Annotated in this window: 18 protein-coding genes; 4 read left to right on the forward strand and 14 right to left on the reverse strand. The window is 71.1% G+C overall.

Going from position 1 to position 20,856, the window contains the following annotated elements; genetic code table 11:
• Positions 1-37: 37 nt before the first annotated feature.
• On the forward strand, positions 38-820 hold the full coding sequence (locus V7Z97_RS06545; RefSeq protein WP_334162240.1) for a hypothetical protein: 783 nt from the start codon (positions 38-40) through the stop codon (positions 818-820).
• The gene (locus tag V7Z97_RS06550; protein ID WP_334162242.1) at positions 817-2,238 is read left to right on the forward strand and encodes a hypothetical protein; all 1,422 of its coding nucleotides are present in this window, start codon (positions 817-819) and stop codon (positions 2,236-2,238) included. Before V7Z97_RS06545 ends, V7Z97_RS06550 begins: the two co-directional genes overlap by 4 nt.
• Here V7Z97_RS06550 and V7Z97_RS06555 read toward each other — a convergent pair.
• The 6 genes from V7Z97_RS06555 to ctrA all read right to left on the reverse strand — a co-directional run bounded on the left by V7Z97_RS06555 (position 2,235) and on the right by ctrA (position 8,553).
• The gene (locus tag V7Z97_RS06555; RefSeq protein WP_334162244.1) at positions 2,235-2,576 is read right to left on the reverse strand and encodes a c-type cytochrome; all 342 of its coding nucleotides are present in this window, start codon (positions 2,574-2,576) and stop codon (positions 2,235-2,237) included. The two genes, V7Z97_RS06550 and V7Z97_RS06555, sit on opposite strands and share 4 nt — an antisense overlap.
• A gap of 44 nt (positions 2,577-2,620) precedes the next feature.
• A complete protein-coding gene (locus V7Z97_RS06560) occupies positions 2,621-3,427 on the reverse strand; it encodes a hypothetical protein (protein ID WP_334162245.1) in 807 nt (268 codons plus the stop codon).
• Positions 3,428-3,493: 66 nt separating this feature from the next.
• Complete coding sequence (locus V7Z97_RS06565) at positions 3,494-4,846, reverse strand: peptidoglycan DD-metalloendopeptidase family protein (RefSeq protein ID WP_334162246.1); 1,353 nt, start codon at positions 4,844-4,846, stop codon at positions 3,494-3,496.
• Between the two features lie 130 nt (positions 4,847-4,976).
• Positions 4,977-5,327: an arsenate reductase (glutaredoxin) gene (gene arsC / locus V7Z97_RS06570; RefSeq protein WP_334162247.1), complete on the reverse strand. Its 351-nt coding sequence runs from the start codon at positions 5,325-5,327 to the stop codon at positions 4,977-4,979.
• 31 nt (positions 5,328-5,358) lie between these two features.
• The gene (locus V7Z97_RS06575) at positions 5,359-7,743 is read right to left on the reverse strand and encodes a M20/M25/M40 family metallo-hydrolase (protein WP_334162249.1); all 2,385 of its coding nucleotides are present in this window, start codon (positions 7,741-7,743) and stop codon (positions 5,359-5,361) included.
• Positions 7,744-7,857: 114 nt separating this feature from the next.
• Positions 7,858-8,553: a response regulator transcription factor CtrA gene (ctrA, locus tag V7Z97_RS06580; RefSeq protein ID WP_257816599.1), complete on the reverse strand. Its 696-nt coding sequence runs from the start codon at positions 8,551-8,553 to the stop codon at positions 7,858-7,860.
• A gap of 389 nt (positions 8,554-8,942) precedes the next feature.
• On the opposite strand from ctrA, the gene fliI reads away from it, so the two are divergent.
• A complete protein-coding gene (gene fliI, locus V7Z97_RS06585) occupies positions 8,943-10,277 on the forward strand; it encodes a flagellar protein export ATPase FliI (RefSeq protein WP_334162251.1) in 1,335 nt (444 codons plus the stop codon).
• Positions 10,274-10,681 (forward strand): flagellar FliJ family protein, encoded by a 408-nt coding sequence (locus V7Z97_RS06590; RefSeq protein ID WP_334162252.1) that lies wholly within the window; start codon positions 10,274-10,276, stop codon positions 10,679-10,681. The genes fliI and V7Z97_RS06590 overlap by 4 nt, the downstream gene beginning before the upstream one ends.
• A gap of 21 nt (positions 10,682-10,702) precedes the next feature.
• Here V7Z97_RS06590 and V7Z97_RS06595 read toward each other — a convergent pair whose 3' ends face one another.
• From V7Z97_RS06595 to V7Z97_RS06630, 8 genes are all read right to left on the reverse strand, one after another.
• On the reverse strand, positions 10,703-11,074 hold the full coding sequence (locus tag V7Z97_RS06595) for a DUF4282 domain-containing protein (RefSeq protein ID WP_334162253.1): 372 nt from the start codon (positions 11,072-11,074) through the stop codon (positions 10,703-10,705).
• A 117-nt stretch (positions 11,075-11,191) separates the two neighbouring features.
• Positions 11,192-13,291, reverse strand: a complete 2,100-nt coding sequence (flhA, locus tag V7Z97_RS06600) for a flagellar biosynthesis protein FlhA (protein WP_334162254.1) — start codon at positions 13,289-13,291, stop codon at positions 11,192-11,194.
• Positions 13,292-13,297: 6 nt separating this feature from the next.
• Complete coding sequence (gene flbD, locus V7Z97_RS06605; RefSeq protein ID WP_334162255.1) at positions 13,298-14,665, reverse strand: sigma-54-dependent transcriptional regulator FlbD; 1,368 nt, start codon at positions 14,663-14,665, stop codon at positions 13,298-13,300.
• Positions 14,666-14,697: 32 nt separating this feature from the next.
• Complete coding sequence (gene fliN / locus V7Z97_RS06610; protein WP_334162256.1) at positions 14,698-15,033, reverse strand: flagellar motor switch protein FliN; 336 nt, start codon at positions 15,031-15,033, stop codon at positions 14,698-14,700.
• Positions 15,034-15,039: 6 nt separating this feature from the next.
• Entirely contained in the window at positions 15,040-15,687 is a 648-nt protein-coding gene (locus tag V7Z97_RS06615; RefSeq protein ID WP_334162258.1) for a FliH/SctL family protein, read from the reverse strand.
• Positions 15,687-16,709 carry a flagellar motor switch protein FliG gene (gene fliG / locus V7Z97_RS06620; protein ID WP_334162259.1) on the reverse strand — a complete coding sequence of 341 codons (1,023 nt, stop codon included), beginning with the start codon at positions 16,707-16,709 and terminating at the stop codon, positions 15,687-15,689. The genes V7Z97_RS06615 and fliG overlap by 1 nt, the downstream gene beginning before the upstream one ends.
• Positions 16,709-18,352, reverse strand: a complete 1,644-nt coding sequence (gene fliF / locus V7Z97_RS06625) for a flagellar basal-body MS-ring/collar protein FliF (RefSeq protein ID WP_334162261.1) — start codon at positions 18,350-18,352, stop codon at positions 16,709-16,711. The genes fliG and fliF overlap by 1 nt, the downstream gene beginning before the upstream one ends.
• Before the next feature lie 224 nt (positions 18,353-18,576).
• The gene (locus V7Z97_RS06630; RefSeq protein ID WP_334162263.1) at positions 18,577-20,790 is read right to left on the reverse strand and encodes a serine hydrolase domain-containing protein; all 2,214 of its coding nucleotides are present in this window, start codon (positions 20,788-20,790) and stop codon (positions 18,577-18,579) included.
• Positions 20,791-20,856 lie beyond the last annotated feature (66 nt).

Genomic DNA, 20,856 nt, shown 5'->3' on the forward strand with positions numbered 1-20,856 from the left:
CGAGCCAGGGATTCGCGAGCCTCGGCGGGGGCCAGCTATGAGCGGAGCATTGCGGATACGCCGGGCGTCGCCCGGTGCTGCGACGGCGGCGGTCGAAGAGCCGAAGCCCCCGAGCGAATATCTGGAGCGGCTGGTCAAGCTGATCCCGACGGAGATCGTCGGCCTCTACCTGGGCGGCAAGGCCGCCATCCAGACCCGCTACATCGACTTCCACACCCCGGCCGTGGGCGCCCCGTCGCAGGACCCGCCCGTCCTCGGGCCGAACGAGGACGTGGCCTGGGTCGGCTGGACGGCGATCTGCTTCTTCGCGCTGCTGGCCGTGCGCGCCTGGGCGACGAAGGAGAACGACCGCCCGCAGTGGTCGGCGGTGCTGATCGCGGCGATCTCCTACCTGATCTGGGTCTATTCCTTCGGCGACGTCTTCCACCTGGTCATGGGGATCTGGGACCCCCTGCCGGCGACCCTGCTGGTGCTGGTCTGGACCTTCGCGGTCCCGGTCTTCTACCGCGGCGATCCGGCGCTGACGGTGATGCGTCCGCAGCTCACGCCGCCCATCGGCGAATACGAGGTCGGCGAGCTGGTCATCGAGGCGGCCCGCACCTGGCACGTGGACCCCAGCCTGTTCGACCCCGTGAAGCCGCCGTTCATGGACGGCAAGGGGGTGCGCGAGCTGCTGACGAAGGTGCAGGTGCTGCTCTTGCAGAAGCATGGCCTGAAGGTCGATCTGTCGAAGGGCGCGACCGCCGACTACGCCAAGCTCGCCGGCAAGTCCTATGCGGACGTCGCGTCCTGGGCGTTCAAGAAGGTGGCGGCGGCGTGACCGCGCGGCGGTGGGGCGCGGTCCTGACCGTGACGGCGGTCGTGACGGCAGCCAGCGCCGTCAGGGCCCAGACGAGCGTCGCCGAGCTGGAGCTCCGCGACGCCATCGCCAAGGCCTGCAAGCCAGCGCCGGACCTGCCCACGGCGGAGGGGGCCGACGGCGCGATCTCGGCCGCCGACCTCGGCGCGGCGATCAGCAAGCGTGCGCCGGTGACGGTGCGACCGGCCTGGCTGAGGACCGCCGGCGTTCCCCTGCCGAAGCTGGTCGCCACGGCCGCATTCGGCGCCGAGGAGGCCGGTGATCCGAACATCGTCGCCTACTCCGTCCTGCGGAGCTATTCGCGGTCGTGGCTGAGCCCCGCAGGGACGGCCTTGCCGCTGCGCATGGGCGGGGTTCTGGTGCGGGGACCCGCGGGGGAGACGGTGGACGCCGCCCAGAGCGCGGCGGTGCTGGAGACGATCCTCGCCGGTTCGGGGCCCTACGTCTTCCGCTGCACGACCACGCCGCCCGCCCGGCCCGACGGCACCGGGCCGCGGCGGCCGGAAGACCGCGTCGTCCCGGCCGGGGGCGGCGACAGGAAGGCGGGCTTCCGCTGGGCGCTCGGCAAGACGCCTGCCGACCTGGCCAAGGGCGTCCCGGAGGAGGTGCGCGCCGCCGACGACACCAGCTTCGCGGAGTTCGGCTTCACCGACGACTCCGTGAAGGACGTGGAAAGCTACGCCATCAACGCCACCACCGGCCTCGTCTTCGAAGAACGGGGCGTGGGCAAGACCTGGGGCGGCAAGCCGCTGGTCTTCCTGGAGCTCCAGCGGCAGGGCACGGACGTCCCCGTCGAAGGCGGCTACGTGAACAACCTGAACCTGGGCGTCGGTTTCGCAGGCCGCGCCTCGCCGGTGATCGGCGGCCGGGAGCGCCACTTCTACTTCGATCTCGCCGGCAAGCTGATCTCCGACGACGACTTCCACGCGCGGGCCTACAAGGCCTCGCTGGCCGTGGACCCGCCGCTGCCGCTGCCGGGCTACCGCGTGGCCTGGCCGCTGCAGGACGCCGGGGACACCCGGATCTTCGCCTGGTGGTCGCTGGCGGGCGTGGTCGACTGGATGCAGGTCGACGACCCCGGCGAGAAGGTGAAGCTGCAGACGGCGCCGGAGTTCACGCGCCTCGGCTACGACCTGGCGGGCCATGTGATGTGGCTGCCGCGCGACCCGCGCCGCAAGATGGCCGTCCAGTTCGACGCCGCCTACGCGCTGCGCGACGGCCAGACCGAGGACGGCGGCGACGCCCAGCTGGTGACCGTCGGACTGCGCTGGCTGCCGGAACCTCGGTTCTCGATCGGGGTGGCCTACGAACGCGGCGAGAACCTCGACACCCTGGAGCGCATCGACATCTGGAAGTTCGTCGCCGGGGCCCGGTTCTAGAGGCCGGCGGCCTGGCTCACCTGGACGGACTTCAGGTAGCGGATGATGGCGTTGACGTCGGTCGGCCCGAAGCGGAGCTCGGGCATGGCCGGGTGGCCGACGATGATCCCCTCCGCCAGCGCCTCGGCCAGGTTCTCCACCGGATAGCGCCTGTGCAGCTCGCGGAACGGGGGGGCGGCGGGATTGCGGCTGCGCCCGGTGGTCGCGATCGCGTGGCAGCCGGCGCAGTGGCGCTGGACCAGCACCTTGCCGCGCTCGGCGGAGGCGTCGCGCTCGGCCGCGACGGCCAGGGTGGGCAGGGCGAGGGCGGCGAGGAGCAGGATCGGGAGGCGGCGCATGACGCCATCAGGCGCCCGTCGCGGGGTCGCCGCCTTGACCGTGGTCAACCCTTGGGACGCATCACCAGCCAGGGCGTCGGCGCCGACCGCCATTCCCAGACGGCCAGCAGCTGGTCGAGGTGGGCGAACTCCTGCAGCCAGGCCGGCAGGGGCATGGACTTGGGGCCCAGGTCCACGACGGTGATGTCGTGGGTCGGGCTGAACCGCTCGATCAGCCGGGCCTTCACGCCGGGACGGAAGCAGTCGTGGGTCTCCACGATCACGTTCATGCCGGCGAGCGCCGGGCCGAGGTCGGGTCTCAGGATGTCGTCCTCGGCGCCTTCGCAGTCCACCAGCACCAGCACCTTGCGGCCGGCGAAGCCCTGGAAGTCCTGCGGCGCGAACTCGCCGCCGACGACGACCCGGTCCTTCACCCCGTTGGCCTCGGCATGCAGGGCGCACGCCTCTCGCGCGCGCTGTTCGATGTCGTAGGCGTAGACGGTGGCGGCCGGCATCAGGCGGGCCAGACCGACGGCGTAGTAGCCCTCGGCGCAGCCCACATCGATCACGCAGTCGACGCCCTCGTCGGCGAAGGCCTGGAAGTGGGGGTGCAGTTCGCTCTCGTAGGTGCCCAGCAGGCGCGGGATCAGCGCGCCCTCGGTCTGCATGGTGACGTATTCGAAGCCGGCGAACGGCCCCTGCAGGACCTTGGGCCCGTGGTGGCGGACATAGGTGTTGGCGATCAGCTGCGAGCGCCAGCGGGCCAGCAGCCGCAGGACGGAGTTCAGGTCGTCGATGCCCGGCTGGGGCGGCAGCCGGCCGACGCCGTCGCGCAGCAACTCGCTGATCCGCTCGGTGATCGGGCCTGCCATGACCTGCTCCTACGCTACTGGGCCCCGTTTATCGCGCGCCGGCCGACGGCGCGGCAAGCTCGGGCGTCAGCGGCGCAGCTGGGACTGGACGGCGGTGGTGTCGGCCTGGGCGAGCTGGCGGGTCTCGGTCTCGCCGGCCAGCAGGCGGTCGATGCGCGCCTTGTTGGCCTTGAACCGGGCCAGGTCCGCGCCGGCCAGCACCGTACCCTGGGGCACCTTGGCGCCGACGGGGTTCACCCGCTTGCCGTTCAGCCAGACCTCGTAGTGCAGGTGCGGGCCGGTGGACAGGCCGGTGGAGCCCACATAGGCCACCACCTGGCCCTGGCGGACGCGCATGCCGGGCCGGATGCCCTTGGCGTAACGCGAGACGTGGGCGTAGCCGGTGGACCAGCCCCCCGAGTGCTTGATCTGCAGCCAGTTGCCGTAGCCGCCCCAGCGGCTGGCCTTCATCACCACGCCGTCGCCAGCGGCGAGGATGGGGGTGCCGTGGCCGGCTCCGAAATCCACGCCCTGGTGGGCGCGGGCGTAGCCCAGCACCGGGTGCCGGCGCGGCCCGAAGCGCGAGGTCATCCGCGCGCCGTCCACGGGGGTGCGCAGGAGGAAGCCCCTGATGTTCTTGCCGTTCTCGTCGAAGTACTCGACATCGCCGCCGGCGCGCTCGAAGCGGTAGAACTTGACGCCCTTGACCTCGGCGAACTCCAGCTCGCCGGTCTCGATGGTGCGGCCGCTCTCGGTGACCTGGCGGCCGAACACCAGCTTGAACTCGTCGCCGGCCTTCAGGTCGCGCTGGAAGTCCAGCTTGTGGGCGAACAGCTTGACCACCTGGGCGGTGATGGCCGGCGTGGCGCCGAGCTTGGCGGCGCTCTCGTACAGGGAGCCGTGGATCTGGCCGTCGGCGACGGTGGTCTCGGCGCGGATCTGCTCGTCGAGCTCGCGCAGGCGCATGGCGCCGTCGAAGGTGCGCGACAGGGTCAGGGTGCTGGCGGGGCCGGTCCGCATGGACAGCCCGATCAGCCGGGCGTGGCCGCGGTCGGCGCGGGGCCGGGCGATGGCCGCCTCGAAGGCGAGGCCGGCGCGGATGCGGGTGGTGTCGATCGACTGGGCGAGCGCCTGGACGGCCTGGCGGGCCTCCTCCGGCGCGACGCCGGCGCGCTCCACGGCGCCTTCCAGGGTCTCGCCGCGGCGGACCTTGACCTCGACGCTCTCGGGCCGGTCGAAGCCGGGCTGGGCCTCGGCCTGGGTGAAGGCGGTGTGCTGCAGGGCCGCGACGGCGGCGGGGCTGAGCGGCGGCGGGGCGTCGGGCCCCTGCGGCCCCTGGGTGACCTTCCAGGCCACGAACAGGCCCAGCACGGCCGCGGTCCCGGCGAGCACGCGCGGCGCCACCCGGAAGTTGGTCTGTCGCGGGTCGAATTCCTGCATCACGCCCCCGTACTAGACGATGCATGGTTAAGGCATCGCCACGAACTAGCCGATTATCCGTCGCCTCCCCAGGCGGTCGGAAGATGGCCGAGTTTGGCGTGCGCCGCCCCCGGTCCTTTTGTCACGGTGTCTAAAGCAGTCCCAGGACGAGCTCCGCGGGCCGGCACAGGGCCGCACCCTTCGGGGTCACGACGATAGGCCGATTCACCAGGATCGGATCGACGATCATGGCCGCGATCAGCGCGTCGTCCGACGCGGCCGGGTCGGTGAGGCCCAGCTCGTCGGCCTTGGTGCCGTTCACGCGCAGGATGTCGTGCGCGGAGGCGTCCATCTTCTTCAGCAGCGCCTGCAGCTGGTCCCGAGTCCAGCCCTCCTTGAGGTACTCGACCACCGTGGGCTCGATCCCCTTCTCCCGCAGGAGGGCCAGGGTGTTGCGCGAGGTCCCGCAGGCGGGGTTGTGGTAGATCAAGACGTCGCTCATGGGCCGGACCCATTAGCCGGTTCGCGCCCATTCACCAAGAGAAGCGGCGCGATCCGCTGACCCGGGTGGAGTCCGACACGTCGAACGGCATCTCCGAGGCGGGGCGCGGGGGCAGGGCGGCCGCGCCCTCCGGCCAGCCGTCGATCGTGGCCTGGTGGCGGACGTCGAGCGTCCCGGGCCCCGCCGGCCGCAGGCGCAGCGTCAGGCCCTGCGGCGCGGCCTCCCAGTTCACCCGCGTCCAGCGGCCCGGCGTGAGGGCCAGCTTCACCGGCAGGCTCGCCACCTGCTCCAGGGTGACCGGGGTGTCGGCGCGCAGGTTCAGGCCAAGCTCGCGGGCGCCGGCGGGCGGGACGACCGTCAGAAGCACCGAGCCGTCCGCCTGACGGGCGAGGCTGGCCTGAGCGGCGGGCGCGGGCAGCGGCCGGGCGGCGGCGGCGATGTGCGGGCGGCCGATCGCCCAATGGTCGGAGGGCGCGATGCGACCGCCGTCGGCGGTGAGCACCCGCTCCACCCAGGGCGTGCGCTCCAGCACGCTGGCGCGCCAGGCGCGGCCGGTGTCCTGGTCCAGGTGGTAGACGACCAGGGTGGCCCGCGGATGGCGGGCGTCCCACGGATCGTTCAGCCGCACGGCGACGAGGGCGACGAGGCCCGCGGCCATCAGGAGCGGCCCGACCAGGCGGGCGGGCGGCGCGCCTTCCTCAGGCTGGGCCAGCGGCCAGACGAGGATCGCGGCCAGCCAGACCGCCAGCGCCAGCAGCTCGGGCATGTCGAGGCCCAGGAAGAGGACGTGGGCGGTCCCTGCGACCCAGCCGAGGCCGATCGCCGCGAGCAGGCCGAGGAGGGCGTAGGCCGGCAGTCCGCGGCGGGCGGCCATGGCCGTGGCGGCGCCGCCGAGGCCGGCCAGCGCCAGCGGCCAGGCGAACATGTAGGCGGTGGCCGGCGCGGCGATCTGGGCGGCCACGGCGACGGCGAAGCTCAGCGCCAGGACGCCGGTCCACGCGCCGGGGCGGCTGGCGGGCCGGCCGTAGGTCAGGGCGGCGACCACGGCGGCGCCGACCCCCAGGCCGGCGCCGAGGGGATCGAGCCCGCCGAAGGCCGAGCTGGCCAGGCCGGCGGCCAGGGGCACCAGGGCGATGTTGCGCCGCCCGCGCGCCAGCTCGCAGGCCGACCACAGCAGGAAGCCCAGGGCCAGGAGGAACACGGCGGCCTCCCAGCGGCTGACCTGGGCCAGCAGGAAACGCTGCTCGAAGTAGCCGAAGTCCGCGCCGGTGGCGCGGCGGGCGAAGTGCAGCACCGCGGCCGAGCCGAGGACGGCGGAGAGCGTCGCGCCGGCCCCGCGGGCCACATCCTGCCACGGGAAGGCCTCGATGCGTCGGGCGCGGACCACGCCCAGCACGATCAGGCCGCCCGCGGCGGCCAGGACGATCCAGCCGGCCCAGGCCGGGTAGGCGAGGATCAGGTCGCCGAACACCTGGCTGTAGACCGCGTCCGGCGCCTTGCCGGGCAGGGTCGGGGCGAAGGCCGCGGCGCGCGTCACCGCCAGCACCTGGACGCCCAGGTCCTGCAGCGTGCCGCGGTCCATGTTGGCGGGCGTGGCGGTGGCGGCGTGATAGTCGAACTGGCGGCCGATGAAGGCGAAGTTCAGGCCCGGGACGCCGGCCTCGTTCGACTCCGTCATGTCGGTGTCGTTGGGCATGTTCTCGTAGACGAACACCGAGAGCGAGGACGACGAGGGCCGCTCGGCGTGGCGGCGCAGGAGGTCGATCAGCTCGCCGTTGCCGGCGCTGGTCTGGAACATCTGCACGCGGCCCGACATGCCGCGGGATTCCATGTTCAGGACGAGGCCCACGCGGCGCGCCAGGGGATCGCGCCTGAAGAAGGCGTTGGCGCCCAGCAGGCCGCTCTCCTCGCCGTCCGTGATCACCACCATGACGTCGCGCACGGGCTCGCCCTCCGCCTTGATGGCGCGGACGATCTCGAGGGCGGCGGCCACGCCGGCGGCGTCGTCGGCGGCGCCGGGCGAGCCGGGGACGCTGTCGTAGTGGGCCATCAGCGCCACGGCGGGCAGGGTGGGGTCGCGGCCGGGGAGCACGCCGACCAGGTTCTCCACCATGCCGCCGGAGACGAAGGTGTCGCCGTTACGCTGGCGGTGGGTGACGGCGTCGTCCCGGCGGACCTCCGGCGCGAGGCCGAGCGCGGTCATGCGGGCCAGGAGGTGGTCGCGCACCCGATGGTTGGCGGGCGTGCCCATGGGGTGGGGCTCGCGGGCGATCCGCGCCACGTCGGCCATGGCCCGCTCGGCGGAGAAGGCGGCGGCCGGGGCCGTCGCCGGCTCCGGCCGCGGCGGGCGGGCGTCGAACCAGGCGATCAGCGCGGCCGCGACCAGGGCGGCCAGCAGCGCCAGTACTCGTCCCATGGGCCGTCCTCCCCGACGGTTTGTTGCGGCGAAGCTAGCGAGCGTCGGGGCAAATGAAAACGCCCGCCGGCGAACCGGCGGGCGTCCCACTCTCCTCGATGATCAGGTCGCGTTCTACGCTGCGACCTGGGCCTCCTGAGGGTCGCGCAGCACGTAGCCGCGGCCCCAGACGGTCTCGATGTGGTGCTTGCCGTCGGCGGCGGCCGCCAGCTTCTTGCGCAGCTTGCAGATGAAGACGTCGATGATCTTCAGCTCGGGCTCGTCCATGCCGCCGTACAGGTGGTTGAGGAACATCTCCTTCGTCAGGGTCGTGCCCTTCCGCAGGGAGAGAAGCTCCAGCATCTGGTATTCCTTGCCCGTCAGGTGGACGCGGATGCCGTTCACTTCGACGGTCTTGGCGTCCAGGTTGACGGTGATGTCGCCGGTCTTGATGACCGACTGCGCATGGCCCTTGGAGCGGCGGACCACGGCATGGATGCGCGCGACCAGCTCGTCCTTGTGGAACGGCTTGGTCATGTAGTCGTCGGCGCCGCCCGAGAAGGTCTTCACCTTCGTGTCGATCTCGGCGGTGCCGGAAAGGATCATGATCGGGGTGTTGATCTTGCCGACGCGCAGCGTGCGCAGAACGTCCATGCCGCTCATGTCCGGCAGGTTCAGGTCGAGCAGGATCAGGTCGTAATCGTAGATCTTGCCGAGATCGACGCCTTCTTCGCCAAGGTCCGTCGTATAGACGTTGAACCCTTCCGACTTCAGCATCAGTTCGATGCTTTGCGCGGTGGCGCTGTCGTCCTCGATCAACAGTACGCGCATTCTGCTCTCCTACTGCGTCCCCGCCCAGCCGCCGGATTCTCGGAATCCGCCCCGAAGCTCGCCGTTAAACCTGCCAGCGAGTTAATTTAAGACTGGTTAATGGATGATGGCTCTCTGCTCGGAATGGTTAATCTGATTTGAGATTCCGGGACAAGCGGGACCGCTCGGACGGTCTGCCGCAGCACCGTTGAATCTTTTGTGATTGGACAGTCGCGCGAAGCGCGTGAGGCGGAACGGCGGCAGGGCGCGACCGTTCGGCGCAGCGGCCCTGCGGCGCCGCGCCCCACCGGCCACCCCCTAAGGGGGTGAGGGGGCGGACGGCCGCACCGATCTTCATCACCTCTTAAGGGCGAAGCACGGATTCTGCCGCCTCGTTTCGAGGGCGTTACGTGCAGAGCCTTGTGGCCGCGGTCGAGCGGCTGGATCCCCTAAGCGTCTCGGGCCGCGTCGCCGCGGTGAACGGCCTGCTGATCGAGGCCCGGGGCGGTCTGTCGCGGCTGGCGGTCGGCGCGCGCGCCGAGATCACCCGCCACGGCGAGGTCCCGCTGTCGGCGGAGGTGGTGGGCTTCCGCGAGACCCGCGCCCTGCTGATGCCGTTCGGCCCGGTGGAAGGGGTCGCCCCCGGGGCGGAGATCCGCATCGAGCCGCAGGGCTCGGCGGTGCGGCCGACCAAGGCCTGGCTGGGCCGGATCATCGACGCCTTCGGCGAACCGATCGACGGCCTGGGCCCGCTGCCCCACGGCCTGGCCTCCTATCCGCTGAAGGCGCCGCCGCCGGCCGCCCACGCCCGCGCCCGGGTGGGCGAGCGGCTGGACCTCGGCGTGCGCTCCATGAACGTCTTCACCACCTGCTGCCGCGGCCAGCGCCTGGGCGTCTTCGCCGGCTCCGGTGTCGGCAAGTCGGTGCTGCTCTCCATGCTGGCCAAGAACGCCGACTGCGACGCCGTCGTGGTGGGGCTGATCGGCGAGCGGGGCCGCGAGGTGCGCGAGTTCATCGAGGAGACCCTGGGCGAGGAGGGCCTGCGCCGGGCGGTTGTCGTGGTCGCGACGTCAGACGAGCCAGCGCTCAAGCGCCGCCAGGCGGCCTACATGACCCTGGCCATCGCCGAGTTCTTCCGCGACCAGGACATGGAAGTCCTGTGCCTGATGGACTCGGTCACCCGCTTCGCCATGGCCCAGCGCGAGATCGGCCTGGCGGCGGGCGAGCCGCCGACCACCAAGGGCTACACCCCCACCGTCTTCACCGAGCTGCCGAAGCTGCTGGAGCGCGCGGGTCCCGGGCCGATCCGGCCCGACGGGACCCAGGCCGGCCCGATCACCGGCCTGTTCACCGTCCTGGTGGACGGGGACGACCACAACGAGCCGATCGCCGACGCGGTCCGAGGCATCCTCGACGGCCACATCGTGATGGAGCGGGCGATCGCCGAGCGCGGCCGCTTCCCGGCGATCAACGTCCTGAAGTCGATCAGCCGGACCATGCCGGGCTGCCACCTGCCGCACGAGCGGGAGATCGTCACCGCCGCCCGCCGGTCGCTGTCGGCCTATTCGAACATGGAGGAGCTGATCCGCATCGGCGCCTACCGCGCCGGCGCCGATCCCGACGTGGACCGCGCGATCCAGCTCAACCCGGCCCTCGAGGCCTTCCTGTCCCAGAGCCCCGACGAGGCGACCGGCCTCGAGGCGTCCTTCGCCCAGCTCTCCCAGATCCTGAATGAGGCCGCATGAGCTGGGCGAAATCCCTGATCAAGCTCTCCACCTACGAGGTGGAGGTGCTGCAGAAGCGACTGGCGGAGATCGGCGACCGCCGGCGCCAGGCCGAGATGCGGCTGGCCATGCTGTTCGCCCAGGGCGAGGCGGAAGCGGCCCAGGCCGACCCCTCGACGAGCGGTGACCTGCTGCGCTTCCTCGACGCCCTGAAGGGCCGCAAGCAGCAAATCCAGTGCGAGATCGAGATCATCATGGCCGAGGAAGCCGGAGCGCGCGACGCGCTGGCCCAGGCCTTCGAGGAGCAGAAGAAGTACGAGCAGATCGCCGAGCAGGCGCGGCTCATGGAGCTCAAGGTCCAGGCCAAGGTGGAATCCGCGGCGATGGACGAGCTGGGCTTGAGGAAGGCCGGCGGCGGGCGCTGAGGCCGGCCCCGGCTCCGGGCGTCAGGCCCTCGGCTGGGCCTGGCGGGCGCGCTCGGCTTCCACGTCCTTGCGCAGGACGCTGAGATCCTCGCTGATCTTGAAGATCGCCACGTAGAACTCGCAGAACGAGCGCCACAGCAGCGCCAGCGCGCCGATCACCAGAAGCCCGCCGACCAGAACCGGGATCGCCAGCAGCACGCCGAAGATGCTGGACTCGCGGATCGCGACGCCCACGGCGGCCCCGATCGAGCCGAACGCGCCCAGCGCGATCACGCCCAGGCCCGCCCAGTAGATCAGATGGATGACCGAGTTGGTCATCAGCTTCTCGAAGGTGAGCAGGTCCCACAGGACCGCCGCGCCGGCGCCCTGAGGTCTTTTGAGAGTTCGCCGCATCCGATTCCCAAGACTCGCCGGAGCTTCGAACGCTCCGCAGGGGTGAACCGCTACCAGCCGCAGGGCCCGGTCGCAACGGGCCAGACGTCGGCCAAGGCGCGACGCTTGGTCCGCCGGCTAGATCGTCCCGACGGTCTTCAGGCGGGCGCGGGGGTGGATCTCGTTCTGGCTCATCACCGGGGTCTGGCCGCGGAAGCGCTCGATGATCGAGCGGACGTAGGGCCGGATCGTCGGACTGGTGAGCAGGACCGGGGTCTCGCCGGAGAGCGCGGCGCGTTCGAAGGTGTCGCGGACCGCCCGGATGAACTCCTGCAGGCGCGAGGGCGGCAGGGCGAGCTGCTTCTCCTCGCCTTGGCCCACCAGGGCGTCGGCGAAGGCGTACTCCCATTCCGGCGACAGGGTGACGATGGGCAGCGCCCCGTCGTCGCCGCGGTTGGCGAAGCAGATCTGGCGGGCGAGGCGCGTGCGGACCTGCTCCACCAGGTTGGTGACCGAGGCGGTGTGCGGCGCGGCCTCGCCGATCCCCTCCAGGATCGACGGAAGGTCGCGGATGGAGATGCGTTCGCGCAGCAGGGCCTGGAGCACGCGCTGCACCGTGGTGGCGGTGACCACCGAGGGGATCAGGTCGTCGGCCAGCTTCTTCTGCTCGGCCGGCAGCTCCTTCAGGAGCTTCTGGACCTCTGCATAGGAGAGCAGGTCCGGCATGTTCTCCTTGAGGATCTCGGTCAGGTGCGTGGTGAGCACGGTCGCGGGATCGACGATGGTGTAGCCGCGGAAGGTGGCCTCCTCGCGCAGGTTCTCGTCGATCCAGGTGGCGGGCAGGCCGAACGCCGGCTCGCGCATGTGTTCGCCGGGGAGCTCCACCTGGCCGCCGCGCGGGTCCATGGCCATGAGCTGGCCCAGCCGCACCTCGCCGGCGCCGGCCTCCATCTCCTTGATGCGGATGCAGTAGCCCTGCGAGGGCAGGCGCATGTTGTCGAGGATCCGCACGCTCGGCATGACGAAGCCGAAATCGGCCGCGAGCGTGCGGCGCAGCGCCTTGATCTGGTCGGTGAGCCGGCGGCCCTCCAGGTCGTTGATCAGGCCCAGCAGGCCGTAGCCCAGCTCGATCTTGATCTCGTCGATGGCCAGGGTCTGGCCGATCGGCTCCTCGACCTCCTCGACCTGTTCGGCGGGGGCGATCTCCACCGGCTGGGGCGGCTGTCCGCGGATCGAGCGTCGCCAGGCGAGGATGCCCGCCGCGACCGAGATGAGCGCGAAGGGGATCAGCGGCATGCCCGGGATGAGCGCGATGACGCCGGCCGAGGCCGCCACCATGCCGAGGCTGACGGGGTTCATCGCCAGCTGGGCGACCAGAGCCTTGTCGGCGGAGCCCTCGACGCCGGACTTCGAGACCAGGAAGCCCGCGGCGATGGAGATGATCAGGGCCGGGATCTGGCTGACCAGGCCGTCGCCGATGGTCATGATGGTGTAGGTCGAGAAGGCCTGGCCGACCGGCACCTTGTGCTGGATCACGCCGATCAGGATGCCGCCGATCACATTGATGGCGACGATGATGAGGCCGGCGACGGCGTCGCCCTTCACGAACTTCGAGGCGCCGTCCATGGCCCCGAAGAAGGTGCTCTCCTGCTCCAGCTCCTTGCGGCGCTTCTTGGCCTCGGTGTCGTCGATCAGGCCCGCCGACAGGTCGGCGTCGATGGCCATCTGCTTGCCGGGCATGGCGTCGAGGGTGAAGCGGGCCGCCACCTCGGCGATCCGTCCCGAACCCTTGGTGATGACCACGAAGTTCACCAGCACCAGGATGGCGAACACCACGAGGCCGATGATGAAGCTGCCGCCCATCATCAGGTTGCCGAAGGCCTCGATGATCTTGCCCGCGCCGTGCACGCCCTCGTGCCCGTGGCCGAGGATCAGGCGGGTGGAGGCGATGTTGAGGCCCAGCCGGTAGAGGGTCGCCACCAGCAGGACGGTCGGGAAGGCGGTGAATTCCAGCGGCCGCTTGATCAGCAGCGAGGTCATCAGGATCAGCACGGAGCTGGTGATCGAGATGGCCAGGAACAGATCCAGCAGGAAGGCCGGGATCGGCAGGATGAGGATGACGATGACCGCGGCGATGCCGATCGCCAGCGCGACTTCGCCGCGCGCGATCCAGCCCCACACCTCGCGGGCGTTGATCGGCGATCCCGTCGCCTGGCCTGTGACCCCCGTGTCCGACATCGGTGCTTAGGCCGCGCTCGCGCCCATCTGCGGGGCGGGCACGGACACGCCGGCCTCGGTGTATTCCTTCAGCTTGTTGCGCAGCGTCCGGATGGAGATGCCCAGGATGTTCGCCGCGTGCGTGCGGTTGCCCAGGCAGTGTTCCAGGGTGTCGAGGATCAGCTGCTGCTCCATGGCGGCCACCGTCTGGCCGACGAAGGCGCGGCTGGCACTCTCGGCGGCGAAGGAGGCGGCCTGGGCGGTGCGGGTCGCCGGGTCGGCGGCGGCCAGCGGCTGGCCGTCGGGCAGGCGGATGGCGCCTTCCTCGATCTCCGGGCCGTTGGAGAGCAGCACCGCGCGGTGCATGGCGTTCTCCAGCTCGCGCACGTTGCCGGGCCAGCGGTGCAGGGCCAGGCGCCGGCGGGCCTCGGCCGACAGCGGCCGCTCGGGCACCCCGTTGGCGGCGGCGTACTTCTTGATGAAGTGCTCGGCCAGCGCGGTGACATCGGCCGGGCGCTCGCGCAGCGAGGGGATGCGCAGGTTCACGACGTTCAGGCGGTAGAGCAGGTCCTCGCGGAAGGTGCCGTCCTTCACCGCCTGGGCGAGATCGCGGTTGGAGGTGGCGAGGATGCGGATGTCCACCTTCACCGGCTTGGCGCCGCCGACCCGGTCGATCTCCCGCTCCTGGATGGCGCGCAGCAGCTTGGCCTGCAGGCGCGCGTCCATCTCGGAGATTTCGTCCAGCAGCAGGGTGCCGCCGTTGGCTTCCTCGAACTTGCCGATCCGGCGGGCGACGGCGCCGGTGAAGGCGCCCTTCTCGTGGCCGAACAGCTCGCTCTCCAGCAGGTTCTCCGGGATGGCGGCGCAGTTGACCGAGATGAACGGCTTGGACGCCCGGCGCGACTTCTGGTGCACGTAGCGGGCGATGACCTCCTTGCCGACGCCGCTCTCCCCGGTGATGAGGATCGAGGCGTCGGAGGGGGCCACCTGGTCGGCGAGGGCGATGACCGCGTGCATCGAGGGGTCTGTGACCACCATCGGGCGGTTGTCGTCGGAAACCGCGGCCAGGACGGCGGCGATCAGCTCGGCGTCCGGTGGCAGCGGGATGAACTCCTTGGCCCCGGCCTTGATCGCCGCCGCGGCGCCGATGGCGTCGGCCCCGATGCCGCAGGCCACCACCGGCACCCGGATCCGCTCGGCCTCGTTGGCCGCGATCAGGGCGGCGATGTCGAGCTCGTAGTCGACCATCAGCAGGTCGGCACCCTGGCCGGCGCGGAGCGCGTGGGTCGCCTGGGTGATGCTCTCCACATGGCTCACCTTGGCGCCTGCGCTCATCGCCATCTTCACGGCGGTTGAGAGCTGTCCGTTCAGTCTTCCGACGACCAGAAGCCGCATGGGTAGTCTCCTTCAGTCAATCACGCCGGCCTTCAGGCCGCCGCGTCGCCGTCCTTGATGATTTCGGTCATGGTCACGCCCAGGCGCTCGTCGACGATGACGACCTCGCCCCGGGCGACCAGGCGGTTGTTCACATAGATGTCGATGGCCTCGCCGACCTTGCGGTCGAGCTCCAGGACGCTGCCCTGGGCCAGTTCCAGCAGCTGGGAGACGGAAAGGCTCGCCCGGCCGAGCACCGCCGAGATGTTCACCGGTACGTCGAAGACCGGCGCCAGGTCGGTGGCGGTCTTGTCCTCGCCGCCCACGTTCTCGGGCAGGGGGCCTTCGCCGGGGGCGAATTCGTCGAGCCTCAGGTCGTTCTCGGACATGGCCGTCTAGCCTTCGCTTCCGGGGATCAGGGGTTCGGCGTGCAGGCCCTCGGCGGCCAGCGCCGCCTCCAGGGCCTCGGTCACGCGCTGGGCGGCGGCCTCGGGATCGAAGGCGGCCGAGCCGTCGCCGAAGTCGAGGGTGAAGGCGTAGGGCGAGAGCGCCGGCTCGGTGCGCACCTGCACGGCGCCGGGGAAGCCCACGGCCGCGGCGGTGTTGCCCAGCTTCTCCTGGACGTGCCCGGCCATCTCCGGCCGCACGGCGACGACGAGGCGCGGCGCCGTCTCGATCTCCCGGGCCAGGCTCTCCATGGCCGCCTGCAGCGGGGCCTCGGGGAAGCGGGAGAGGGCGGCGTCGGCGATGGCGCGGGCGCAGGCCAGCGCCAGGTTGGCCGAACCCACCCGGTGCGAGTGGGCCACCTCGGCCAGCTTCGGCAGCGCCTGGCGGCAGGCGGCGGCGACCTCGGCCATGGCGCGGGCCTGGGCGGCGTTGACGCTCTGCAGACCGGCCTTCTCGCCGTCCGCATAGGCCTGCTGACGAATCTCCTCGACCTCCTCCGGCGTGAAGGCGGTCTTCGGGCGCGGCGCCTGGTAGGCCACGGCGCCGCCCTCGTCGAACTCGGTGTCGAAGCTGAACTTGGGAAGGGAGCCGGTCATCAGTACACCAGCTCATCGTCGCCGCCGTTGCCGGCGAGCATGATCTCGCCCTTGGCGGCGAGGTCCTTGGCCACCTGCACCATGGCCATCTGCGCCTGGTCGACGTCGCGCAGGCGGACCGGACCCATGGTCTCCATGTCCTCGCGCATGATCTTCGCCGCCCGCTCGGACATGTTGGAGAAGAACATCTCGCGCAGGGTGTCGGAGGCGCCCTTCATGGCCAGCGCGAGCTGGTCCTTGTCGACCGCGCGCAGCAGGGTCTGGACGCCGCCCGGGTCGAGCTTGGACAGGTCCTCGAAGACGAACATCAGGGCGCGGATGCGCTCGGCCGCCTCGCGGTTGCGCTCTTCCAGGGCGGTGATGAAGCGCGCCTCGGTCTGGCGGTCGAAGGCGTTGAAGATGTCGGCCATCATCTCGTGGCTGTCGCGCTTGGAGGTGCGGGCCAGGTTCGACATGAACTCGGTGCGCAGCGTCTGCTCGATCTTGTCGAGGATCTCGCGCTGCACCGGTTCCATGCGCAGCATGCGGTTGACGCACTCCAGCGCGAAGTCTTCCGGCAGGGCGGCCAGCACGCGCGCGGCGTGGTCCGACTTCACCTTCGAGAGCACCACCGCGACCGTCTGCGGGTATTCGTTCTTCAGGTAGTTGGCGAGCACGGCCTCGTTCACGTTGCCGAGCTTGTCCCACATGGTCCGACCCGCGGGGCCGCGGATCTCCTCCATGAGCTGGTCGACCTTGTCGCTCGGCATGATCGAGGCGAGCAGCTTCTGGGTCTGCTCGAAGGAGCCCATCAGGGCGCCCGTGCCGGCGACGCCGGAGACGAACTCCACCAGGAGATCCTCCACCGCCTGCGACGAGACGGTGCCGAGGCTGGCCATGGCCTGCGAGATCTCCTTGATCTCGTCCTCGTCGAGCTGCTTCCAGACCTGGGCGTGCTCCTCGCCCAGCGCCAGCAGGATGACCGCGGCCTTCTCCGGTCCGGTGAGCCGCGCGGCGACGTCGACTGTCTTGCCCTTGGCCATCAGGCGGTCTCGTGCAGCCAGCTACGGAGGATCGAGACCGACTCCTCCGGGTGCTTCTCGACGAACTCCGAGACGCGCTTGATCGAGGAGGCCTTCACCTGGCCCTCGATGCGGGCGATGTCGATCTTCTGCTCGAGGTCGCCCATGGGGCCGGGCAGGGCGAGGTTCGGCGCGCCGTCGCCGGAGATCTGCATCTGCTGCCCGTCCGCGGTGGTCACCATGCGGGTCACCTGCGGGCCGGCGAGGGCGGGCATGCCGCCGCCGCCGCCCCCGCCGCCCAGGGCCCCGCGCAGCAGCGGCCGGACGATGAAGAACATCATCAGCATGGCCACGATCGCCAACACGCCCAGTTCGGCGGCGCGCATGATGTCGTTCTTGTCGAAGCCCATCAGCGGGTTGGCCGCCTCGACGCCGGCGGGATCGACGTCGGAGGGGAAGCGGACGTTGATGACGCTGACCTGGTCGCCGCGGTCCTGGCTGAAGCCCACGGCGGTGCGGACCAGCTGCTCGATGCGCTGCATCTCCTCCGCGCTGCGGGGCGTGTAGGCGCCGGGGCGGCCGTCCTGGCCGGGGGCGGTGACGCCGTCGACGGCCACCGCGACGGAGAGCCGCTTCACCTGGCCGGGCTCCTGCACCTCGGTGCGGATCGTCTTGGAGATCTCGTAGTTGGTGGTCGATTCCTGCCGGCCCGAGGCGGACGAGTTGCGGCCGGCGTCGCCGCCCATGCCGCCCGGGATGTTGGCCGCGGCGGAGACCTCGCCGGTGGTCTCCGGCTCGTTCTCGCGGGCGTTCTCGTCGGTGGTGGATTCGGAGCGGATCACCTGGCCGTCGGGATCGTAGGTCTCCTGCTGGACGGTGACGCGGGCGAGCTCCAGGTCGGCCGTGACGTTGACCCGCGCCTTGCCGGGCCCGACCACGCCCTCGACCAGGGCCTTCACCTGCTTGGCGATGCGCTGCTCGACCTCGGTCTTGCGGCCGTCGGCCTCGGCGGCGATGCCGGTCTCGCCGCCGGACAGGGTCTTGGCGTGCTGGTCGACGACGGTGACGCGGTCCGGCTTCAGGTTGGGCACGGCGCCCGACACCAGGTTCTGGATCGCGCGCACCTGCTCGGCGGTCGGCTCGCGCCCGCCCACCCCGATGTTCACCGAGGCCGACGGCTTGTCGCCTTCCTCGTCGAAAAGCTGGCGCTTCGGCAGCACCAGGTGGACGCGCGCGGAGGTGACGCCGTTGAGGCTGCGGATGGTGCGGGCCAGCTCGCCCTCCAGGGCGCGCTGGCGGTTGAGCTGCTGGACGAAGTCGGTCTGACCCAGCGCATTGGCCTCGTCGAAGATCTCGTAGCCCACCGAGCCCGCGGTCGGCAGGCCCTTGGACGACAGCATCAGGCGAGTGGAGGCCACCTGGTCGCGCGGCACCAGGATCGTGGAGCCGTCGCCCTTCACCTCGTACTTCACGCCCCCCTGCTCGAGGGCGGCGGTGATCGAGCCAGCTTCCTTGAGGTCGAGGTTGGAGTAGAGCAGCGCCTTGGGCTCGCCCAGGTTCATGGTCACGGCGACGAGCACGGCGGCCACGCCGGCGCCGATGCCGAGGATGGCGGCGAGCCTGCCGATCCCGAATCGCTGAAGCGCCGCCATGAACTGGTTCAAGCGCGTCTTTCCCCCAACCCAAACCCCAGGGCGGCGCGCAAATCAGGCCGCCCCGCCGCTAGGCAAGAATTACCGGGGTCTTGGTAAACGGGGCTTTAAGAAGGTCCTTCCGAGGGCGGATCACGGGCCCCTGCGACATTCCGCGCAGGCAATTGTTTCCGCACAAGAAAACGCCCGCCGCCGAGTTCGGCGACGGGCGTCCTGACGACCAGGTGTTAACAGGCTTAGCCGCTCCAGGGGCTGAGCGCCCCCCACAGGGCGAGCACCACCGAGAAGGTTGCGTAGACCAGGACGGTGACGGTGAAGAAGGCCTTGCGCAGGTGGGTCCAGGAATCCACCCGCCGTCCGCCGCGCCAGATCGCCGGCAGGGCGACGAGGGTGGTCAGGGTCAGCGCGGCGGCCACGAGGGCGCAGGCCGAGGCGGTGATCAGCAGGGCGCCCGGCCAGCGGTAGATGATCTGCGACAGGTCGCCGGCCTTGGTCGCCCACATCGCCAGCAGCGCCATGGAGATCAGCCACAGGCCGGCCTGGATGTTCTGCACCAGAGCCGCACGGGCCTGGATGGCGTTCTCGCGGAACTCCCGGCGGTTGCGCAGGAAGATGCCGCCGAGGGTGGCGAGCGCGGCCATGGCGGTCAGGACGGCGAGGACGGCGAGCACCGGCGGCCTGCGCCAGAACGGCGCGCGCTCCATGCGCGCCCCGCCGAAGCTCGGCAGGTAGCCCGTGGCCTTGCCGCCGCGCATGACGAAGGCGATGCGCTGGTCGCCGTCGACGGCCACGAACCGGCCCTCCGAGAGCGGCCCGTCGGGCACCCAGGCGCGCACGCCCTCGCCGGCGCCGGTCACCAGCCGGCCCTCGTCGGTGACCGAGACCTGGCCGCCGCCGATCAGCGAGGTGACGAAGCCCTCGAGCCCGGAATAGGCCCGGCGGCTGGTCAGATAGTAGCCGGTGAAGGCGCCCGCCTGCCGGACCAGTTCGGGCGAGCCGGGGCGCGGGAAGGTGTGGGGCGCGGCGTAGAACGCGCGCACCAGCCGGTCCGGGAACCGCGCGGCGAGCTGGGCGCCGGTCTCGGTGTTCGTGGAGATGAAGATGCCGAGGTTGAGCGCCGGGACCGTCACCATGTTGGAGTGGAAGAAGATGGTGTCGCCGCCGTGGCCGAAGCCGCGGTAGCCCCCCGGCAGGCTGTAGATCATGAAGCCGTGGGCCCAGCCGTTGATCCCGGCGGGCGTCGGGCGCAGCGGCGTGCGGAACGCCTGGGCCGTGCGCGGGCTGTAGATCGCCACCCCGTTCAGTTGACCGCCGTTTAAGAGGGCGATCATGTAGCGGGCCATGTCGCCGGCCGTGGAGGAGGCGGCGCCGGCCGGCGCGATCTGGCTCACGTACTCGAAACCGCGGCGCTCGAAGCCCGCGGGAGTCCAGCGGTAACCGTCCGAGACGTCGGCGGCGAGCGCCGCGGGCATCGGCGCCGGCAGGCCGCGCTTGGCGGGGTAGGGCTCGCGGAAGGTGGTCCGGCTCATGCCGAGCGGTGTGAAGATCTCGTCCTCGACCTGCTGCTCGAACGGCTTGCCGCTGACGTAGGTGACGGCCTGGCCGGCGAGGCCGACGCCATAGTTGGAATAGGTGGAGACCACGCCCGGCGCGGCCACGCGGCGGGGCCGCTCCTGGCGCAGGTAGAGCTCGAGCGGGCGGACGCGGCCGGCATCACCCTCGAACAGGTGGCCCAGCGCGCGGTCTTCGAAGCCGGGGGAATGGTCCATCAGGTTCTGCACCTGGACGTCGCGCTGGTAGCCCTGGTCGCGGACCCGCACCTTCTCCGGCAGGTAGAGGTTGATCGGCGCCGTCAGGCGGATGCGGCCGGCCTCCACCTCCTTCATCAGGGCGATCCAGGTGAAGGTCTTGGAAATCGAGCCGATGCGGAACAGGGTGCGGTCCGGGTCCACCGGCCGGCGCGGATCGAGGTCGGCGAAGCCGTAGCCCTTCTTCAGCACCACCTGGCCGTTCTGCACCACCGAGACGGTGACGCCGGCGATGTGTTCGCGGCCCATGGCGTCCCTGACCATGCCGTCGACGAAGGCTTCCAGTTCGGCTGGCGGCAGGGCCTGGCCGGCGGAGAGGCGCGCGCCCGCGACGTTCGTGGGTTGGCCGGCCAGGGTGGGCACGGCTCCGGCGACGGCCGGACCGGCCGGCGCCGGAGCGGCGGTCGTCGCGGCGGCTGCGGCGGTCGAGCCGGCCGCTGCGGCGGCGGGCGGGCGGCTCGCGGCCTTCGACTGCGGGCGTCGTTGCGGGCGGATCGTGGTGTAGGGGACGGGCGCCTCGGGCAGGTCGACGGCCGGCGGGGGCGCGGCGGGCGCGGGCGCCGGATCCTGGGCGACGGCGGCCGGCGCGGCGATGAGCAGGGCCAGCGCGGCGACGGCGGCTTTGACGATGGACCGCTTCAAGGAAACCCCGTCTCGACTTTGATTTTATGGAACCTTGCCCAGGTGTAGGGCGCAAAGTGAGTCCCT

This window comes from Phenylobacterium sp., assembly GCF_036821595.1.
Lineage (GTDB): Bacteria > Pseudomonadota > Alphaproteobacteria > Caulobacterales > Caulobacteraceae > Phenylobacterium.

Bases quoted from the DNA above. Each gene is read 5' to 3' on its own strand.
- V7Z97_RS06545 (WP_334162240.1), top strand. From the start codon at position 38: ATGAGCGGAGCATTGCGGATACGCCGGGCGTCGCCCGGTGCTGCGACG.
- V7Z97_RS06555 (WP_334162244.1), bottom strand. From the start codon at position 2,576: ATGCGCCGCCTCCCGATCCTGCTCCTCGCCGCCCTCGCCCTGCCCACC.
- V7Z97_RS06560 (WP_334162245.1), bottom strand. From the start codon at position 3,427: ATGGCAGGCCCGATCACCGAGCGGATCAGCGAGTTGCTGCGCGACGGC.
- V7Z97_RS06565 (WP_334162246.1), bottom strand. From the start codon at position 4,846: ATGCAGGAATTCGACCCGCGACAGACCAACTTCCGGGTGGCGCCGCGC.
- arsC (WP_334162247.1), bottom strand. From the start codon at position 5,327: ATGAGCGACGTCTTGATCTACCACAACCCCGCCTGCGGGACCTCGCGC.
- V7Z97_RS06575 (WP_334162249.1), bottom strand. From the start codon at position 7,743: ATGGGACGAGTACTGGCGCTGCTGGCCGCCCTGGTCGCGGCCGCGCTG.
- ctrA (WP_257816599.1), bottom strand. From the start codon at position 8,553: ATGCGCGTACTGTTGATCGAGGACGACAGCGCCACCGCGCAAAGCATC.
- V7Z97_RS06590 (WP_334162252.1), top strand. From the start codon at position 10,274: ATGAGCTGGGCGAAATCCCTGATCAAGCTCTCCACCTACGAGGTGGAG.
- V7Z97_RS06595 (WP_334162253.1), bottom strand. From the start codon at position 11,074: ATGCGGCGAACTCTCAAAAGACCTCAGGGCGCCGGCGCGGCGGTCCTG.
- flhA (WP_334162254.1), bottom strand. From the start codon at position 13,291: ATGTCGGACACGGGGGTCACAGGCCAGGCGACGGGATCGCCGATCAAC.
- flbD (WP_334162255.1), bottom strand. From the start codon at position 14,665: ATGCGGCTTCTGGTCGTCGGAAGACTGAACGGACAGCTCTCAACCGCC.
- fliN (WP_334162256.1), bottom strand. From the start codon at position 15,033: ATGTCCGAGAACGACCTGAGGCTCGACGAATTCGCCCCCGGCGAAGGC.
- V7Z97_RS06615 (WP_334162258.1), bottom strand. From the start codon at position 15,687: ATGACCGGCTCCCTTCCCAAGTTCAGCTTCGACACCGAGTTCGACGAG.
- fliG (WP_334162259.1), bottom strand. From the start codon at position 16,709: ATGGCCAAGGGCAAGACAGTCGACGTCGCCGCGCGGCTCACCGGACCG.